Annotated in this window: 15 protein-coding genes; 3 read left to right on the top strand and 12 right to left on the bottom strand. The window is 61.0% G+C overall.

Features of this window, described 5'->3' with window-relative positions; all coding sequences use genetic code 11:
* Positions 1 to 15 precede the first annotated feature (15 nt).
* From AWU82_RS15710 to ppc, 5 genes are all read right to left on the bottom strand, one after another.
* Complete coding sequence (locus tag AWU82_RS15710) at positions 16 to 876, bottom strand: DUF72 domain-containing protein (RefSeq protein ID WP_064378965.1); 861 nt, start codon at positions 874 to 876, stop codon at positions 16 to 18.
* Positions 876 to 1,184 carry a hypothetical protein gene (locus tag AWU82_RS15705; protein WP_007954720.1) on the bottom strand — a complete coding sequence of 103 codons (309 nt, stop codon included), beginning with the start codon at positions 1,182 to 1,184 and terminating at the stop codon, positions 876 to 878. The genes AWU82_RS15710 and AWU82_RS15705 overlap by 1 nt, the downstream gene beginning before the upstream one ends.
* Before the next feature lie 172 nt (positions 1,185 to 1,356).
* On the bottom strand, positions 1,357 to 2,031 hold the full coding sequence (tsaB, locus tag AWU82_RS15700) for a tRNA (adenosine(37)-N6)-threonylcarbamoyltransferase complex dimerization subunit type 1 TsaB (protein ID WP_064378964.1): 675 nt from the start codon (positions 2,029 to 2,031) through the stop codon (positions 1,357 to 1,359).
* Positions 2,032 to 2,124: 93 nt separating this feature from the next.
* The gene (gene adk / locus AWU82_RS15695; protein WP_064378963.1) at positions 2,125 to 2,775 is read right to left on the bottom strand and encodes an adenylate kinase; all 651 of its coding nucleotides are present in this window, start codon (positions 2,773 to 2,775) and stop codon (positions 2,125 to 2,127) included.
* Positions 2,776 to 3,063: 288 nt separating this feature from the next.
* A complete protein-coding gene (gene ppc / locus AWU82_RS15690; RefSeq protein ID WP_064384033.1) occupies positions 3,064 to 5,694 on the bottom strand; it encodes a phosphoenolpyruvate carboxylase in 2,631 nt (876 codons plus the stop codon).
* A gap of 214 nt (positions 5,695 to 5,908) precedes the next feature.
* Here ppc and AWU82_RS15685 point away from each other — a divergent pair, with 214 nt between their 5' ends.
* From AWU82_RS15685 to lptF, 3 genes are all read left to right on the top strand, one after another.
* Complete coding sequence (locus tag AWU82_RS15685; RefSeq protein WP_011332654.1) at positions 5,909 to 6,253, top strand: hypothetical protein; 345 nt, start codon at positions 5,909 to 5,911, stop codon at positions 6,251 to 6,253.
* A gap of 367 nt (positions 6,254 to 6,620) precedes the next feature.
* On the top strand, positions 6,621 to 7,025 hold the full coding sequence (locus AWU82_RS15680; protein ID WP_064378962.1) for a DUF4398 domain-containing protein: 405 nt from the start codon (positions 6,621 to 6,623) through the stop codon (positions 7,023 to 7,025).
* Positions 7,026 to 7,080: 55 nt separating this feature from the next.
* Positions 7,081 to 7,869: a lipotoxin F family OmpA-related lipoprotein LptF gene (gene lptF / locus AWU82_RS15675; RefSeq protein WP_064378961.1), complete on the top strand. Its 789-nt coding sequence runs from the start codon at positions 7,081 to 7,083 to the stop codon at positions 7,867 to 7,869.
* 167 nt (positions 7,870 to 8,036) lie between these two features.
* Here lptF and AWU82_RS15670 read toward each other — a convergent pair whose 3' ends face one another.
* The 7 genes from AWU82_RS15670 to prfB all read right to left on the bottom strand — a co-directional run bounded on the left by AWU82_RS15670 (position 8,037) and on the right by prfB (position 14,956).
* The gene (locus AWU82_RS15670) at positions 8,037 to 8,366 is read right to left on the bottom strand and encodes a PA3694 family proteiin (RefSeq protein ID WP_064378960.1); all 330 of its coding nucleotides are present in this window, start codon (positions 8,364 to 8,366) and stop codon (positions 8,037 to 8,039) included.
* Complete coding sequence (locus AWU82_RS15665) at positions 8,363 to 9,277, bottom strand: alpha/beta hydrolase (RefSeq protein WP_007954702.1); 915 nt, start codon at positions 9,275 to 9,277, stop codon at positions 8,363 to 8,365. The genes AWU82_RS15670 and AWU82_RS15665 overlap by 4 nt, the downstream gene beginning before the upstream one ends.
* A gap of 180 nt (positions 9,278 to 9,457) precedes the next feature.
* A complete protein-coding gene (locus AWU82_RS15660) occupies positions 9,458 to 10,735 on the bottom strand; it encodes a flavohemoglobin expression-modulating QEGLA motif protein (protein WP_011332649.1) in 1,278 nt (425 codons plus the stop codon).
* Between the two features lie 33 nt (positions 10,736 to 10,768).
* Positions 10,769 to 11,323, bottom strand: coding sequence for a hypothetical protein (locus tag AWU82_RS15655; protein ID WP_064378959.1), 555 nt, complete (start codon positions 11,321 to 11,323; stop codon positions 10,769 to 10,771).
* 145 nt (positions 11,324 to 11,468) lie between these two features.
* Entirely contained in the window at positions 11,469 to 12,173 is a 705-nt protein-coding gene (locus AWU82_RS15650; RefSeq protein WP_011332647.1) for a TetR/AcrR family transcriptional regulator, read from the bottom strand.
* Between the two features lie 118 nt (positions 12,174 to 12,291).
* Complete coding sequence (lysS, locus tag AWU82_RS15645) at positions 12,292 to 13,791, bottom strand: lysine--tRNA ligase (RefSeq protein WP_011332646.1); 1,500 nt, start codon at positions 13,789 to 13,791, stop codon at positions 12,292 to 12,294.
* A 69-nt stretch (positions 13,792 to 13,860) separates the two neighbouring features.
* Positions 13,861 to 14,956 (bottom strand): peptide chain release factor 2 gene (prfB, locus tag AWU82_RS15640; protein ID WP_102621447.1). Its coding sequence is split into 2 segments (ribosomal slippage): positions 13,861 to 14,883 and positions 14,885 to 14,956, totalling 1,095 coding nucleotides; the frame shifts between segments, so codons are not numbered across the junction.
* Between the last annotated feature and the right edge of the window lie 207 nt (positions 14,957 to 15,163).

Genomic DNA, 15,163 nt, shown 5'->3' with positions numbered 1-15,163 from the left:
GGAAAGAAATCCGCCTCAGAGCAGGCCAAGTTGCTCGGCGGCGGGTTCTCTGTATAGCTCAGGCAAAGGTCGCAGGCCAGGCAAACGTTGCATCAGTTGTGCGTGAAAACGTTGCGCCAGCTTCGCCGCCAGAATGTTGTCGGCGGTGTGCAGGAAGATGTACGGCGTGCGCCCCTCTTCGATCCACTCGGCGATTTTCGCCACCCACGGCACCAGAAACGGATCGTTGGCCTCCAGCTCCGGATGGCCAATGAAGCGCACCTGCGGGAATTGAGTGAACGCTGCCGGACGCGTCGGTACGCGGGGCTTTTTCGATTGGGCGTGGATCACCGACGATTCGGTGGACAGGCAACTGAACAACGCGCGGGGATCAAGACAGATACGCTCCACGCCGCGATCCAGCAGCAGCCGATTGAGCAGTCGCTCACTCTCGCCCTTGGCGAAGAATTGTTCGTGGCGCACTTCCACCGCCAGCGGACAATCCAACGCATCGATGAACGCAGAAAGCTCCGGCAAGCGGTGTGGCGTGAAGCTTTTCGACAGTTGCAGCCACATTGGCGAGACACGCTCACCCAGCGGTTTGAGTAACTGGAGGAAGGTTTCGGCGGCAGTCAGTTGATCGCGCAAGTCGCCGCTGTGGCTGATGTCACCGGGGAACTTGGCGGTGAAGCGAAAGTGTTCCGGCATGACCTCGGCCCAACGCTGCACGGTGGCCGGCGACGGACTGGCGTAGAAGGTCGTGTTGCCTTCCACGGCGTTGAACACTTGCGAATAGAGTCCGAGGAAATCGGAGGTCTTGGCGTCTACCGGATACAGGTACTCGCGCCAGGCGTTTTCGCTCCAGGACGGGCAACCGAGGTAGTAAGGCAGATCCATCAGATGTACAGATCGAGGCCCAGCACGTCGGCATCCCAATCGACAAAACCGGCGGTGCTCAGGTAGCTGGCCAGGGCCATGGCCACGCTTTTCTTCATCGCGCGGTGATAAATCATGTCTTGTTGACGGGCTGGCAGATTGCTCAGGCGTTGGGCGGTGGCTTTGGCGGCACGGGCAGCCAGTTGCTCTTCGGTCGGGAATTCCAGCTCGCCGTCGATATCGTCGACGGACTCATCCAGCGCCGGATTGCCTTTGCGAGGCTTGCGCTTGATGGGGTAGGAATGAGTGGAAACGCCGTCTATACGCATAAAGTCATGCTCGGTATCGATGATGGCAATTTAGCGGCACCTGACCGACTTAGCAAATCGCCGAGTGATAACTAGAACACATAAAAGACAAAAGGTTTAAAGCGCGGGGTTAGAAACGGACGATTGGCAGATCGGGTGGGACCCTGCGGCGAATGCCACAGGGTGAATGGCCTCAGCGGGCTTTCGGGGTGGCCACTTTGTCGCGCAGATAAACCGGCTGGGCGTCGTCTGCCGGAATCGCTTCGCCGCGCTCCCAGGCAAAGCGCGCCAGGGTCAGCAGGTATTCGGCGTGGGGCAGCATACCCGCATCGGACCCGCTCAGGTTTACAGCGATGCGTTCGCCATAACCCCAGCCAGTACCGGCACCGAACCAGTCGCCCGAGGCATCGTCCGGCAATGCGGCGACTTCCGGCGGCAGCACCGCCTCGGCGCCGACCAGACGCATCTCGCCGGCCGTCTCGCGGTAGCAGCCCCAATACACCTCATCCATGCGCGCATCGATGGCGGCCGCGACCTGGCTCACGCCGTGCTCGCGATAAGCCCGTTGCGCCAGCACGGCCAGGTTCGACACCGGCAATACCGGGCGATCCAGCGCAAAGGCCAGGCCTTGCACCACGCCAATCGCAATCCGCACGCCAGTGAAAGCGCCCGGCCCACGGCCGAAGGCGATGGCATCCACCGCTTGCAGGGTGGTGCCGGCGTCGGCCAGCAGTTGCTGGATCATCGGCAGCAGTTTCTGCGCATGCAGGCGCGGGATCACCTCGTAATGGCTCGTGACCTTGCCGTCATGCAGCAAGGCAACGGAGCAAGCTTCAGTCGCGGTGTCCAGGGCCAGCAAGGTGCTCATCGATGTGTCCGTAAATCAGGTGGGGAAAAGTGCGCCAGTATAAACAACTACGGCCCGCAAGCGGGCCGTGGATGATGCAGCGGATCAGGTTTTTCAGCTCAGGGCTTCAAGCACCTTGGCGGTGATCGCTTCAACCGAACCGACGCCTGGGATATGGCTGTACTTCGGCTTGCCACCGTTCCTGGCGGACAGGTTCTGGTAGAACTCCACCAGCGGCTTGGTCTGCGAGTGGTAGACCGACAGGCGATGACGCACGGTTTCTTCGGTGTCGTCCTTGCGCTGTACCAGCTCTTCGCCGGTGATGTCGTCTTTGCCGGCCAGTTTCGGCGGGTTGTAGACGATGTGGTAAACGCGGCCGCTGGCCTCGTGAACGCGACGACCGGCGATACGCTGAACGATTTCTTCGTCTTCAACGGCGATTTCGACCACGGCGTCCAGCTCGACACCGGCAGTCACCAGCGCTTCAGCCTGAGGAATGGTGCGCGGGAAGCCATCGAACAGGAAACCCTTGGCGCAATCGGCTTGAGCGATACGGTCCTTGACCAGCGCGATGATCAGGTCATCCGACACCAGGCCGCCGGCATCCATGATGCTCTTGGCCTTGATGCCCAGCTCGGTGCCGGCCTTGACCGCGGCACGCAGCATGTCGCCAGTGGAAATTTGCGGAATGCCGAATTTCTCGGTGATGAACTTAGCCTGAGTACCTTTACCGGCCCCGGGAGCTCCCAGCAGAATGACGCGCATCGATGTGCTCCTCAATTTTTTATATAAAAAACAACGGATTCGCCTCGTGGGGCCAATCTCATAAAACGGGTCGTGGCCGCCCAAACGGCCAAAGGCTGATCAAGATACACAGCAGGCTGCGCCCACACAAGACGCCAAAAGTCGGAGAAACCGGCGCCCGCCGCGACCTTGCGACGCGGTTCCCCAAGTCGCAACCCCATCATTAACTGTCGCCTGACCGCATTTTTCCCACGGCCAATAAACGGCACCCGAGGCTCGCCCCGGGTGCCCCGCCCCACGCAGAAAACCTTAGCCGGTATTTCGCAAACCGGCGGCAATCCCCGCCACAGACACCAGCAACGCCTGTTCCACCGGGCTGCCCTGCTCGACATTCTGTCGCCGCGAACGCGCCAGCAACTCGGCCTGCAATAGATGCAGCGGGTCGAGGTAGGTGTTGCGCAGGCGGATGAATTCCAGGGTGTCCGGGCTATGTGCCAGTAGCTGCGACTGGCCGGTCAGGCCGAGGACGACGGAACACGCCTGCGACAATAGGTCGCGTAAGTGCGCACCCAAAGGCAGCAAGTCCGGCGCCACCAATCGTTCGTCGTAGGACAGCGCAATGTCGGCGTCGGCCTTTGCCAGCACCATCTCCAGCATGTCGATGCGCGTGCGGAAGAACGGCCACTGCTCACGCATCTGGCCCAGCAATTCACCTTCGCCGCGCTCCAGCGCCTTGCTCAACGCGGTTTCCCAGCCGAGCCAGGCCGGCAGCATCAGGCGGGTCTGGGTCCAGCCGAATATCCACGGAATCGCCCGCAGGCTTTCGATCCCGCCAGCGCGGCGCTTGGCCGGACGGCTGCCCAATGGCAAACGCCCCAACTCCTGCTCCGGTGTGGATTGACGGAAATACTCAACGAATTGCGGGTTCTCCCGCACCACCGCACGGTAAGCAGCGACGCCGTCGGCGGCCAGCTCGTCCATCAGATGCCGCCATTCGGGGGTTGGTGGCGGCGGAGGCAACAGGGTCGCTTCGAGCACGGCGGCCAGATACAGATTGAGGTTTTGCTCGGCGATGTCCGGCAGGCCGAATTTGAATCGAATCATTTCCCCCTGCTCGGTGGTGCGGAAACGTCCGGCCACCGACCCCGGCGGCTGCGACAGAATCGCCGCGTGCGCCGGGCCGCCGCCACGGCCCACGGTGCCACCACGACCGTGGAACAGCAGCAGTTCGACTTGCTGCTCACGGCAGATTTCCACCAGCCGCTCCTGCGCCCGGTACTGCGCCCAGGCTGCCGCAGTGGTGCCGGCGTCCTTGGCCGAGTCGGAATAGCCGATCATCACTTCCTGCGGGCCTTGCAGGCGCGCGCGATAACCCGGCAGCAGCAACAGGCGCTCGATCACCGGGCCGGCGTTGTCGAGGTCGGCGAGGGTTTCGAACAGCGGCACCACGCGCATCGGCCGCAGTACGCCGGACTCCTTGAGCAGCAATTGCACCGCCAGCACATCGGAAGCGGCACCGGCCATGGAGATCACGTAGGAGCCCAGCGAAGCGCCCGGCGCGGCGGCGACTTCCTTGCAGGTGGCGAGCACTTCGGCGGTATCGGCCGAGGGTTTGAAATGCGCCGGCAGCAGCGGCCGACGGTTTTGCAGTTCGCGGGTCAGGAAGCTGATGCGCTGTTCTTCATCCCACTCCTCGTATTTGCCGAGGCCGAGGTAATCGGTGATTTCAGTCATGGCCGCGCTATGGCGCGACGAGTCCTGACGCACATCGAGGCGCACCAGGAACAGGCCGAAGGTCACGGCCCGGCGCAGGCAATCGAGCAACGGCCCGTCGGCGATCACGCCCATGCCGCATTCGTGCAGCGAGTTGAAACACAGCTCCAGCGGATCGAGCAGGTCGCGGTTGTTGTGCAGCACATCGGCCGGGGCCGGCGTGGTCGCGGTCAGCGATGCATGGGCCCAGTTGCGCGTGGCGCGCAGACGTTCACGCAATTGCTTGAGCACCGCCCGATACGGCTCGGCACTGTCGCCGGCCCGGGCCTTGAGCGCGTCGCTGGCCTGCTGCATCGACAGTTCGGCGGCGAGGTGATCGACATCACGCAGGTACAGATCCGCCGCCATCCAGCGCGCCAGCAACAGCACTTCGCGGGTCACGGCAGCGGTTACGTTCGGGTTACCGTCACGGTCGCCGCCCATCCACGAAGCGAAGCGGATCGGCGCAGCTTCCAGCGGCAAACGCAGTCCAGTGGCCGTAAACAGCGCCTGATCAGCCTTGCGCATATGGTTGGGAATCGCCTGCCACAGCGAGTGTTCGATTACCGCAAAACCCCACTTGGCCTCGTCCACCGGAGTCGGCCGGGTGCGGCGGATTTCTTCGGTGTGCCAGGCTTCGGCGATCAAACGTTGCAGGGTGATGTGGATCTGTTCGCGTTCGGCCGTGGTCAGGTCACGGTGATCCTGGGCCGCCAGTTGCGCGGCGATCGCGTCGTACTTCTGGATCAGCGTGCGCCGAGCCACTTCGGTCGGGTGCGCGGTGAGCACCAGTTCGATTTCCAGCCGCGCCAGTTGCCGGGCCAGGGATTCGGCGCTGTGCCCTTCGTTGCGCAGGCGGGCGAGCAGTTCCGGCAACACGCGGGACTCGAACGGCGCGGCCTGGGTCTCTTCGCGGCGATGGATGAGCTGGTACTGCTCGGCGATGTTCGCCAGGTTGAGAAACTGGTTGAAGGCCCGCGCCACCGGCAACAATTCGTCTTCGCTCAATTGATTGAGGCTGGCGCTGAGTTCGGCGTCCATCGAGCCGCGCCGGTCGGCCTTGGCGCCCTTGCGGATCTGCTCGATCTTGTCGAGAAACGCCTCGCCGTACTGGTCACGAATGGTGTTGCCCAACAGCTCACCGAGCAGGTGAACGTCTTCGCGCAAGCGTGCATCAATATCGGTCATCAGCATCTCTCCAGCAGTAATCGGTGACGGATCGCAAGTGAGTGGATGAACAGAGAGTGCCGCTCTGGGACGCTTCTTACAAGCAGACGACGAAGGGACTTTAAACCTTGAGGGTTGCAGCTAGTCTCAAGAGTAAGCCGCACAACGGCTTGCCGCCGGCAGACGCCGGACACTCACCAAGACCTGCCATGAGCAGGTGCGACATGAGGTTCTTATGAAAATCCGTGAACTCGCCCAGCATTGGGAAGAAACCGCCAAGGGTCGCCTGACCGATACCGGCTACACGATTCATCTGGATGTGGAAGCTGCCGCTCGGCTGGCGGCGATCGCCGAGATGTACCCCAAGCGCCACGCCGAAGAACTGCTCGGCGAGCTGATCGGCGCCGCCCTCGAAGAGTTCGAAGCGAGCCTGCCGTATGTGAAAGGTTCGACCGTGGTCGCCACCGACGAGGAAGGCGATCCGCTGTATGAGGATGTCGGCCCGACGCCGCGTTTTCTCGCCCTGTCGCGGCGTCATCTGCACGATCTGTCGGCCGCTGCCGGCAAGCAAAAACACTGATTCCGGAACACCTCAAAACGGTGGGCGTGGACTTGCCCGCGATGGCGTCAGTTCAGTCACAGATGTGTTGAATTTGATGGCCTCATCGCTGGCAAGCCAGCTCCCACAGGGTCTGTATTTTTCCTCTGCTCTTACGCCATTTTTCGCCCGCGCGTACCACTCTCCCCCGCCAAAGTTCCCGTTTTAGAGCCTTGTCCGTTCGGTCAGAATATTTTTTGGCGATGAGCCATCTTTTCTGAACTTTTGAAAAAAGCCTTCGGTCGGAACAGGTAACCACGCCTGGAACGAGCGTTTCAAAACGCGCTGACACATGACGGTTGTCACTCCTCGACCAGGATGGATTTCGAAGCTTCCAAGGAGTTAACCAATGGAGTTGAAGACCATGAAGACCCAAACCTCGTTCTCCCACCTGCGCGGTCTGAAACTGGCCGCTCTGGCCATCGGCACCAGCTTCGTACTGGCCGGCTGCGCCGGCAATCCACCGACCGAGCAGTACGCCGTGACTCAATCGGCGGTCAACAGCGCGGTCAGCGCCGGCGGTACCGAGTTTGCCGCCGTGGAAATGAAGCAGGCACAGGACAAGCTCAAGCAAGCCGAAATCGCCATGCACGACAAAAAGTATGACGAAGCCCGCATCCTCGCCGAACAGGCCGAGTGGGACGCGCGCGTCGCCGAACGCAAGGCTCAGGCGATGAAAGCCGAACAAGCGGTGAAGGATTCCCAGAAAGGTGTTCAGGAACTGCGTCAGGAAAGTCAGCGCACTGTGCAGTAAGCGCGCATCCCGACCGCAAGGCTGAAACTCTTATCGATAGAAAGGACGAACGATTATGCGTAAACAACTGATGATCCCCGCTCTCCTGGCCGCAAGCGTTGCCTTGGCTGCCTGCTCGACGCCGCCTAACCCGAATCTGGAACAGGCACGCACCAACTACGCCGGCCTGCAGGCCAACCCGCAGGCGAGCAAAGTCGCGGCACTGGAAACCAAGGACGCCAGTGATTACCTGGACAAAGCCGACAAGGCTTATCTGGACAAGGAAGACCAGCACAAGGTCGACCAACTGGCCTATCTGACCAACCAGCGCGTGGAAGTGGCCAAGCAGACGATCGCCCTGCGCACCGCTGAAAACAACCTGAAGAACGCCGCCGCCCAACGTGCCCAGGCCCGTCTGGATGCCCGCGATCAGCAGATCAAGCAGCTGCAGGACAGCCTCAACGCCAAGCAGACCGATCGCGGTACGCTGGTGACTTTCGGTGACGTGCTGTTCGCCACCAACAAGGCCGACCTGAAATCCAGCGGTCTGGTGAACATCAACAAACTGGCGCAGTTCCTCCAGGAAAACCCGGATCGCAAAGTGATCGTCGAAGGCTATACCGACAGCACCGGTTCGGCGAGCTACAACCAGTCGCTGTCCGAGCGTCGCGCGACCTCGGTGCAGGTTGCGCTGATCAAGATGGGTGTAGACCCTTCGCGCATCGTAGTGCAGGGCTATGGCAAGGAATACCCGGTTGCGGATAACGGCAGCGTGTCGGGCCGTGCCATGAACCGTCGGGTGGAAGTGACCATTTCCAACGACAACCAACCAGTGATGCCACGTTCGGCTGTCAGCTCGAACTAAGCGTTACGCGGTAACGAAAAAAGCCCCGCCTGATTTGATCAGGCGGGGCTTTTGTTTGACTGGAACTCTGTGGGAGCGAGCTTGCTCGCGATAGCGTCCTTTCAGTCAGCAATTATTTGACTGATCCACCGCGATCGCGAGCAAGCTCGCTCCCACATGGAACTGAATTATTGCTCAAGCTTCTGCGGCGTCTCTTGGCCCATGCAGCGCACAGCCTTTTTCTGACTGTTGACCAGCACCCCGGTCAGGCCTTTCTGCTCGGTATCGAACAGCACCAGCACGCCATCGATGCATTGCGCCACTTGCGGCGCCGGCGTCAGCGAGACCTTGTAGTCTTCGCCGGGAACGGTCTTGAGCATGGTGAATTCGTTGAGCAGCAACGCATCCTCGGGTTTGGCGAAGTGCAGGTAGCCGTAGTACCACAGGGCGCCGACGGTGCCGAGGATGCTGCAGATACCGGTGATGATCAGCGGGATGGCGTTGCGTTCTTCACTCATTGCGGACTCTCTGGTGGTTCGTCTTCAGAATTCGGGGGTGTTGGATAATTCGGGATCTCGCCGAGGCGGCGCAGGCCGTTGAAGTGTTCGGGATCGTCGAGGTAACGCAGCATCACCTGACGCCAGACCGGATCGCCGAAGGTCTGCACATGCCCGCCCCGAGTCAGTTGCAGCACACGTGGTGGCGGCGCAGCTTGATACAGACGGATGCCGTTGGAAAGCGGCACCAGCGGATCGTCGAGGCTGTGGAAGATCAGTTTCGGCACGCCGTTGAGCTGCGGCATGGCGTTGATCGCACTGTCGCCATCCGGCACCAGCCACGACAACGGCACCTGAAACGGCCACGTCAGCCACGAGGTGCTGAGGGCGTATTGGCCGACGCTGCGGTAACTGGCGGGCACGCCGTCGAGCACCAGGGCCTTGAGCTGCTTCTGTCTTTGCGGATGTTGCACCAGCCAGTGCACGGCCATCGCCCCGCCGAGACTCTGGCCCAGCAGCACCAGCGGCTTGCCTTTGACCTCAGGCGCCTTGTCCAGCCAGGCGAAGGCGGCATCGATGTCCTGATAGATCGCCGGCAGACTTGGTTCGCCCTCGGACAGGCCGTAACCACGATAGTCCACCAGCAGCACTTGATAGCCGTTCTTCGGCAACCACCAGCTCCCGCCCAGGTGCATCGGCAGGTTGCCGCCGTTGCCATGCAGGTGCAGCACTGTGCCCTTGACCTCGACACCCGGTTTGGCCGGCAGCCACCAGGCGTTCAGTTTGAGGCCGTCGGCGGTGGTCAGGGTGACGGTGCGGTATTCGAGTTTGGCCTTTTCCGGCGTGAAGATCTGACCCGGCTCGGGATAGAACAGCAAGGAGCTGCAACCGCCGAGGGTCAGGAGCAGGCAAAGGATGCCGAGGATTCTCATCCGGTGAAACCTCGCAAAATTTCGAGTTGGAATTAGATCGTTCCCACGTCGAGGCGTCGAACCGTCCGCGTGGGAATGCCGCCATGGACGCTCCGCGTCCACTGTGACGCAGAGCGTCACGGGATGCATTCCCACGCAGAGCGTGGGAACGATCAACGTGGGAACGATCAATCGTTGTGGTTACAGGATGTTGGAGTAATCCGCCTCGATCCGGTCCAGGCTCAAGTGATTGAGGAAGTTGGAGAAGCACATCCACGCCGACAGCGCGTTCATGTCACGGAACTGGTCCGGCAGGTACTTGGGCGGCACCACCAGGCCTTCGTCCACCAGCTGACGCAAGGTTCGCATGTCCTCCAGCGTAGTCTTGCCGCAGAACAACAGCGGGATCTGCTCGAGCTTGCCCTTGCGCACGGCCAACTGAATGTAGTTGTAAACCATGATGAAGCCCTTGAGGTAGGACAAGTCTTTGGTGAATGGCAGACCGGTCGGCGTCGATCCACGGAAAACGCGACTGGCGTTGCCGTAGCTTTCCGCCATCTCGAAGCCCTGCTCGCGGAAGAACTCGAAGATCTGCAGAAAGTCCGCGCCCTCCTCGACCATGTGAATGGCGCGGGTGCGGTTGGTCAGTTTGCGCAGGCGGCTGGGGTAGGAGGCGAAGGTGATGATTTCCATCAGGATCGCCAGGCCTTCCTGGGTCACCGTCGACGAGGGCGGGCCCTTGGACAGAAAGGTGCAGATCGGCTGGTTCAGACCGTTGAGGGTGGTGCCGACGTGCACCAGGCCTTCGTGGACTTCCAGCGCGCGCACGTCGCGGTCGTTGAACATCGCATCGGTGCGAATCTTGATGTAGTCGGCACCCGCCGCCGCGTCGGCGACGATACCGTCGGACTCAAACACGCGGATGGTTTCCTCGGCCTCGCCGAACACTTTGTTCAGGCGGGTTTGCAACAGGTGAACGGCGTCCTTGGCGGTAAGGGTCTTCGGTTCGTCCTTCAGATCGCCACGGCCGTCGATGTTGTTCAGGTAATCCGACATCATCAGGCCGAGGTCGGCCAGGGTCGGGTCACCGGCATGGAACGCGTCGGACGCGGCGCCGTACAGTTCCTGGGAAATCAGGCCGAAATCCTCGGTGCCGCGCGCTTCGAGCATGCGCACCACCATCCGGTATTCCTTGCACATGCGACGCATGATCTGGCCGACCGGATTGAACTGGCCGAGTTGACGGGTGATGTCCCGTTCGATGTTCTGGAATTCCAGCTTGACCTTGCTCGAATCGAAGGACAGCGGCCGGTTGAGGTAGTAATCGCGATCCACCGCCGGCAATTCCTTGCCCTTGGCCTTGAGGAAGCCCTTGCGGATATTCTCGTCCCACTTGACCGCGTCGAGCACGCGGATCGGCGTCTGTGCCAGCACTATGCGATCGGACAGAATGCGTATCGTCTGCTGGTAATCGTCCACCCGAAACTCCTGTAGAAAACGTGACGAACTGAATTATTTGGCCTTGGCCTGATGCTGATAGCGCGCCGCTTCGACGAAAACGTCGGAATTGGCCGGGTCGTCGAGGTAAGCAAAGACCTTTTCAAGCGGGCTGTCGACCTGCACACCCTCGCCGTCATCGGTCTGGAAGCCTTGGCCGTCGAGGGTCTTCTGGGCGATGGCCTGGTTGATCTGTTCGAGGTCGAGGTTGTAAATCACCAGTTCACGTTTGTCGGTGATCTCGAAGCCGGCGATGGTGAAGTGCCCGCCGTATTGCGCCGGCACCTTCGCCGAGAGGTACCAGCGGTTGCCGTGACGCGACACCGTAAACGGATAGGCTTCACGCTCCCGGGGTTTGGCTTTGAAATACGCAACCGCTTGATAGCGGTCGTTGCCCAGGCGCGACAGCTCCAGATTCATCGGCTCGCCCCAGGCATTGGTGCTCGACCATCGGCCGAGCAGGCCCTTGGGTGCCGGTTCACTGGCGGGCAGCGGCTCGCGGAAGGTCACCAGACATCCGCTGAGCAGCAGGAACGACAAGGCGATCAGCACGCCACGCCAGGCTTTCATTCGACACTCCCTTGAACACCCGTTTCTTCTGATCGTTCCTGCGCTCCGCGTGGGAATGCATACAGTGACGCTCTGCGTCACATTGGACGCGGAGCGTCCATGGCGGCGTTCCCACGCAGAGCGTGGGAACGATCAGGGTCGAGAATTACACCGACGCGAGTACCAGGTGCATATAGCGCGTCAGAATGCCGAGCATGTCCTCTTCGGCCAAAGGCTCGGCGTCGTTGAGCAGGCCCTGATATTCCATCCGTCCGATAATCGCCGTCAACACCTTGGCATCCTGCTGTGGCTCGCGTGAGCCCAATACCTGGAACAACTGGCAGGTGCCCTGCAACAGAATCTGCTGATGGGAACGCACCAATTCCGCCAGACGCGGGTTGAGCAGCGCCTCCTGACGGAACGCCTGTTCGGCCATCAAATGCTCGCGACGATTCACCAGTTGCCGGTGCACGTAGTCGGCCATCAACCGCGCGATATCGTCGGCCAGTTGCGAACGCGACTCCGGGCTGCCGTCGCCGCTGACCACCATTTCGCGCAGCAGGCCTTCGTTGTTGATCCACAGCTTGGCCATGTAGGCCGCGCTGCGTTCGACGTACTGGGCAAAGGTATCGGTGAGCAGGTCATCGATGTCCTTGAAGTAATACGTGGTGGCCGACAGCGGCACACCGGCCTCGGCCGCCACCGCACGGTGACGCACGGCCCGCACGCCATCGCGCACGACAATGCGCATCGCCGCATCGAGAATGTCCTGTCGACGCTGTTCACTGCCCTGCCGGCTGGCCTTGCGGCCCTGGTACTGAACACTTTCAGCGACCGCAGTGGCGATTCCCGCTGCACCCTCTTGAGCCATTGCACCGATCACGACAGGCATACCTCTGTTGTTTTCTTCAAAATTAACCATTTGATACGTTTGTACCAGACAGGCAATAAAAAGCCGCCCATTTCAGGCGGCTTTTTTATTGAAACACTTACGCTTGTGGCCGCATGTGCGGGAACAGGATCACGTCGCGGATCGACGGGGAGTTGGTCAGCAGCATCACCAGACGGTCGATGCCGATACCTTCGCCGGCCGTCGGCGGCATGCCGTACTCCAGCGCACGAACGAAGTCGGCGTCGTAGTGCATGGCTTCGTCGTCGCCGGCGTCCTTGTCGGCCACCTGGGCCATGAAGCGCTCGGCCTGGTCTTCCGCGTCGTTCAGCTCGGAGTAGGCGTTGGCGATTTCACGGCCGCCGATGAACAGCTCGAAGCGGTCGGTGACGTTCGGGTTGTCGTCGTTGCGACGGGCCAGCGGCGACACTTCGAACGGATACTGGGTGATGAAGTGCGGCTGCTCCAGCTTGTGCTCGACCAGCTCTTCGAAAATCATCACCTGCAGCTTGCCCAGACCTTCGAAGCCCAGCACCTTGGCGCCGGCCTTCTTGGCGATAGCGCGCGCCTTGTCGATGTCATTCAGGTCATCGGCAGTCAGCTCGGGGTTGTACTTGAGGATCGAGTCGAACACCGACAGACGCACGAACGGCTCGCCGAAGTGGAACACCTTGTCGCCGTACGGCACGTCAGTGCTGCCCAGAACCAACTGCGCCAGCTCGCGGAACAGTTCTTCGGTCAGGTCCATGTTGTCTTCGTAGTCGGCGTAAGCCTGGTAGAACTCCAACATGGTGAATTCTGGGTTGTGACGAGTCGAAACGCCTTCGTTACGGAAGTTGCGGTTGATCTCGAACACTTTTTCGAAGCCGCCAACCACCAGGCGCTTGAGGTACAGCTCCGGCGCGATACGCAGGAACATTTCCATGTCCAGCGCGTTGTGGTGGGTTTCGAACGGCTTGGCCGCGGCGCCGCCAGGAATGGTCTGCAGCATCGGCGTTTCGACTTCGAGGAAGTCGCGCTTCATCAGGAAGCTGCGGATGTGTGCGATCACTTGCGAACGGACGCGGAAGGTCTGGCGCACGTCTTCGTTGACGATCAGGTCAACGTAGCGCTGACGGTAGCGCTGTTCGGTGTCGGTCAGGCCGTGGTGCTTGTCCGGCAGCGGGCGCAGGGATTTGGTCAGCAGGCGCACGCTGGTCATCTCGACGTACAGATCACCCTTGCCGGAGCGGGCCAGGGTGCCTTCGGCGGCGATGATGTCGCCCATGTCCCAGGTTTTCACCGCGGCCAGGGTTTCTTCGGACAGGGTCTTGCGGTTGACGTAGACCTGGATGCGACCGGTCATGTCCTGGATCACCATGAACGAGCCACGGTTGAGCATGATGCGACCTGCAACCTTGACCGGGATCGCAGCCTCTGCCAGCTCTTCCTTGGTCTTGTCCGCGTACTGTTTCTGCAACGCATCGCAGTAGTTGTCGCGGCGGAAGTCGTTCGGGAAGGCGTTGCCCTTGGCGCGCTCGGCAGCAAGCTTTTCCTTGCGCAGAGCGATCAGGGAGTTTTCTTCCTGTTGCAGGGCCTGGTCGAGTTGTTGGTCGCTCATGTCTTTAAATTTTCCATCACAGGTTCGTTGCCCCCGCCGGCGACGGGGGACTTGAGGTCGGTTGAAAGCTTACAGCCCCGATTTCAGGCTGGCTTCCAGGTATTCGTCGATGTCGCCGTCGAGCACCTTGTCGCAGTCACTGCGTTCGATGTTGGTGCGCAAATCCTTGATCCGCGACGCATCGAGCACGTACGAACGGATCTGGTGACCCCAGCCGATGTCCGACTTGGTGTCTTCCAGGGCCTGGGACGCGGCGTTGCGCTTCTGCATTTCCTGCTCGTACAACTTGGCCCGCAACATTTTCATGGCGGTGTCCTTGTTGGCGTGCTGGGAACGTTCGTTCTGGCAGCTCACCACGGTGTTGGTCGGTACGTGGGTGATACGTACGGCCGAGTCGGTGGTGTTTACGTGCTGACCACCGGCACCGGAGGAACGATAGGTGTCGATCCGCAGGTCTGCCGGGTTGATTTCGATTTCCACCTTGTCATCGATCTCTGGCGAAACGAAAACCGCGGAGAACGAGGTGTGGCGACGGTTGCCGGAGTCGAACGGGCTCTTGCGCACCAGACGGTGCACGCCGATCTCGGTACGCAGCCAGCCAAAGGCGTATTCACCCTTGATGTGCACGGTCGCACCCTTGATCCCGGCGACTTCACCGGCCGACAGCTCCATGATGGTCGCGTCGAAACCGCGTTTGTCGGCCCAGCGCAGGTACATGCGCAGCAGGATGTTGGCCCAGTCCTGGGCTTCGGTGCCGCCGGAACCGGCCTGGATGTCCAGGTAGGCGTTGTTCGGATCCATCTCGTGGCTGAACATACGGCGGAATTCGAGCTTGGACAGGGACTCTTCGAGACCTTGAAGGACTTCGACGACGTCGTTGACCGCGCCCTCGTCGTTCTCTTCAACGGCCATGTCCAGCAGCTCGCGGCAATCGGCCAGGCCACCGTTCAGTTCGTCGAGGGTGTCGACGATCTGCGCCAGCGCAGCGCGCTCGCGGCCCAGTTCCTGAGCGTATTCAGGTTTGTTCCAGACTGCAGGATCTTCAAGCTCGCGATTGACTTCGATCAGACGCTCATGCTTTTGATCGTAGTCAAAGATACCCCCGAATAGTTTCGGAGCGCTCGGACAGGTCCTTGATGGTGTTCAGGATCGGGTTGATTTCCATGACGGGCAGCACTCGTTGGCGAACTTTTGAAAGCCGGCGAGTATAACGTAATCACGCTGTCACGGCAGCCCGTCTGGCGGCTCTTGAGGCGATTCACTTGACATGGCCTGACACAGATCCCTGTGGGAGCGGGCTTGCCCGCGAAGGCGGAGTATCAGTCGACATCATTGCTGAATGACCCACCGCATTCGCGAGCAAGCCCGCTCC

It is taken from the genome of Pseudomonas glycinae, assembly GCF_001594225.2.
GTDB classification, from domain to species: domain Bacteria; phylum Pseudomonadota; class Gammaproteobacteria; order Pseudomonadales; family Pseudomonadaceae; genus Aquipseudomonas; species Aquipseudomonas glycinae.
This window is presented reverse-complemented; position numbering and strand designations above follow the sequence as displayed.

Coding starts and splice junctions, on each gene's coding strand:
- AWU82_RS15710 (WP_064378965.1), bottom strand. CDS start 876: ATGGATCTGCCTTACTACCTCGGTTGCCCGTCCTGGAGCGAAAACGCC.
- AWU82_RS15705 (WP_007954720.1), bottom strand. CDS start 1,184: ATGCGTATAGACGGCGTTTCCACTCATTCCTACCCCATCAAGCGCAAG.
- tsaB (WP_064378964.1), bottom strand. CDS start 2,031: ATGAGCACCTTGCTGGCCCTGGACACCGCGACTGAAGCTTGCTCCGTT.
- adk (WP_064378963.1), bottom strand. CDS start 2,775: ATGCGCGTCATTCTGCTGGGAGCTCCCGGGGCCGGTAAAGGTACTCAG.
- ppc (WP_064384033.1), bottom strand. CDS start 5,694: ATGACCGATATTGATGCACGCTTGCGCGAAGACGTTCACCTGCTCGGT.
- AWU82_RS15685 (WP_011332654.1), top strand. CDS start 5,909: ATGAAAATCCGTGAACTCGCCCAGCATTGGGAAGAAACCGCCAAGGGT.
- AWU82_RS15680 (WP_064378962.1), top strand. CDS start 6,621: ATGGAGTTGAAGACCATGAAGACCCAAACCTCGTTCTCCCACCTGCGC.
- lptF (WP_064378961.1), top strand. CDS start 7,081: ATGCGTAAACAACTGATGATCCCCGCTCTCCTGGCCGCAAGCGTTGCC.
- AWU82_RS15670 (WP_064378960.1), bottom strand. CDS start 8,366: ATGAGTGAAGAACGCAACGCCATCCCGCTGATCATCACCGGTATCTGC.
- AWU82_RS15665 (WP_007954702.1), bottom strand. CDS start 9,277: ATGAGAATCCTCGGCATCCTTTGCCTGCTCCTGACCCTCGGCGGTTGC.
- AWU82_RS15655 (WP_064378959.1), bottom strand. CDS start 11,323: ATGAAAGCCTGGCGTGGCGTGCTGATCGCCTTGTCGTTCCTGCTGCTC.
- AWU82_RS15650 (WP_011332647.1), bottom strand. CDS start 12,173: ATGGCTCAAGAGGGTGCAGCGGGAATCGCCACTGCGGTCGCTGAAAGT.
- lysS (WP_011332646.1), bottom strand. CDS start 13,791: ATGAGCGACCAACAACTCGACCAGGCCCTGCAACAGGAAGAAAACTCC.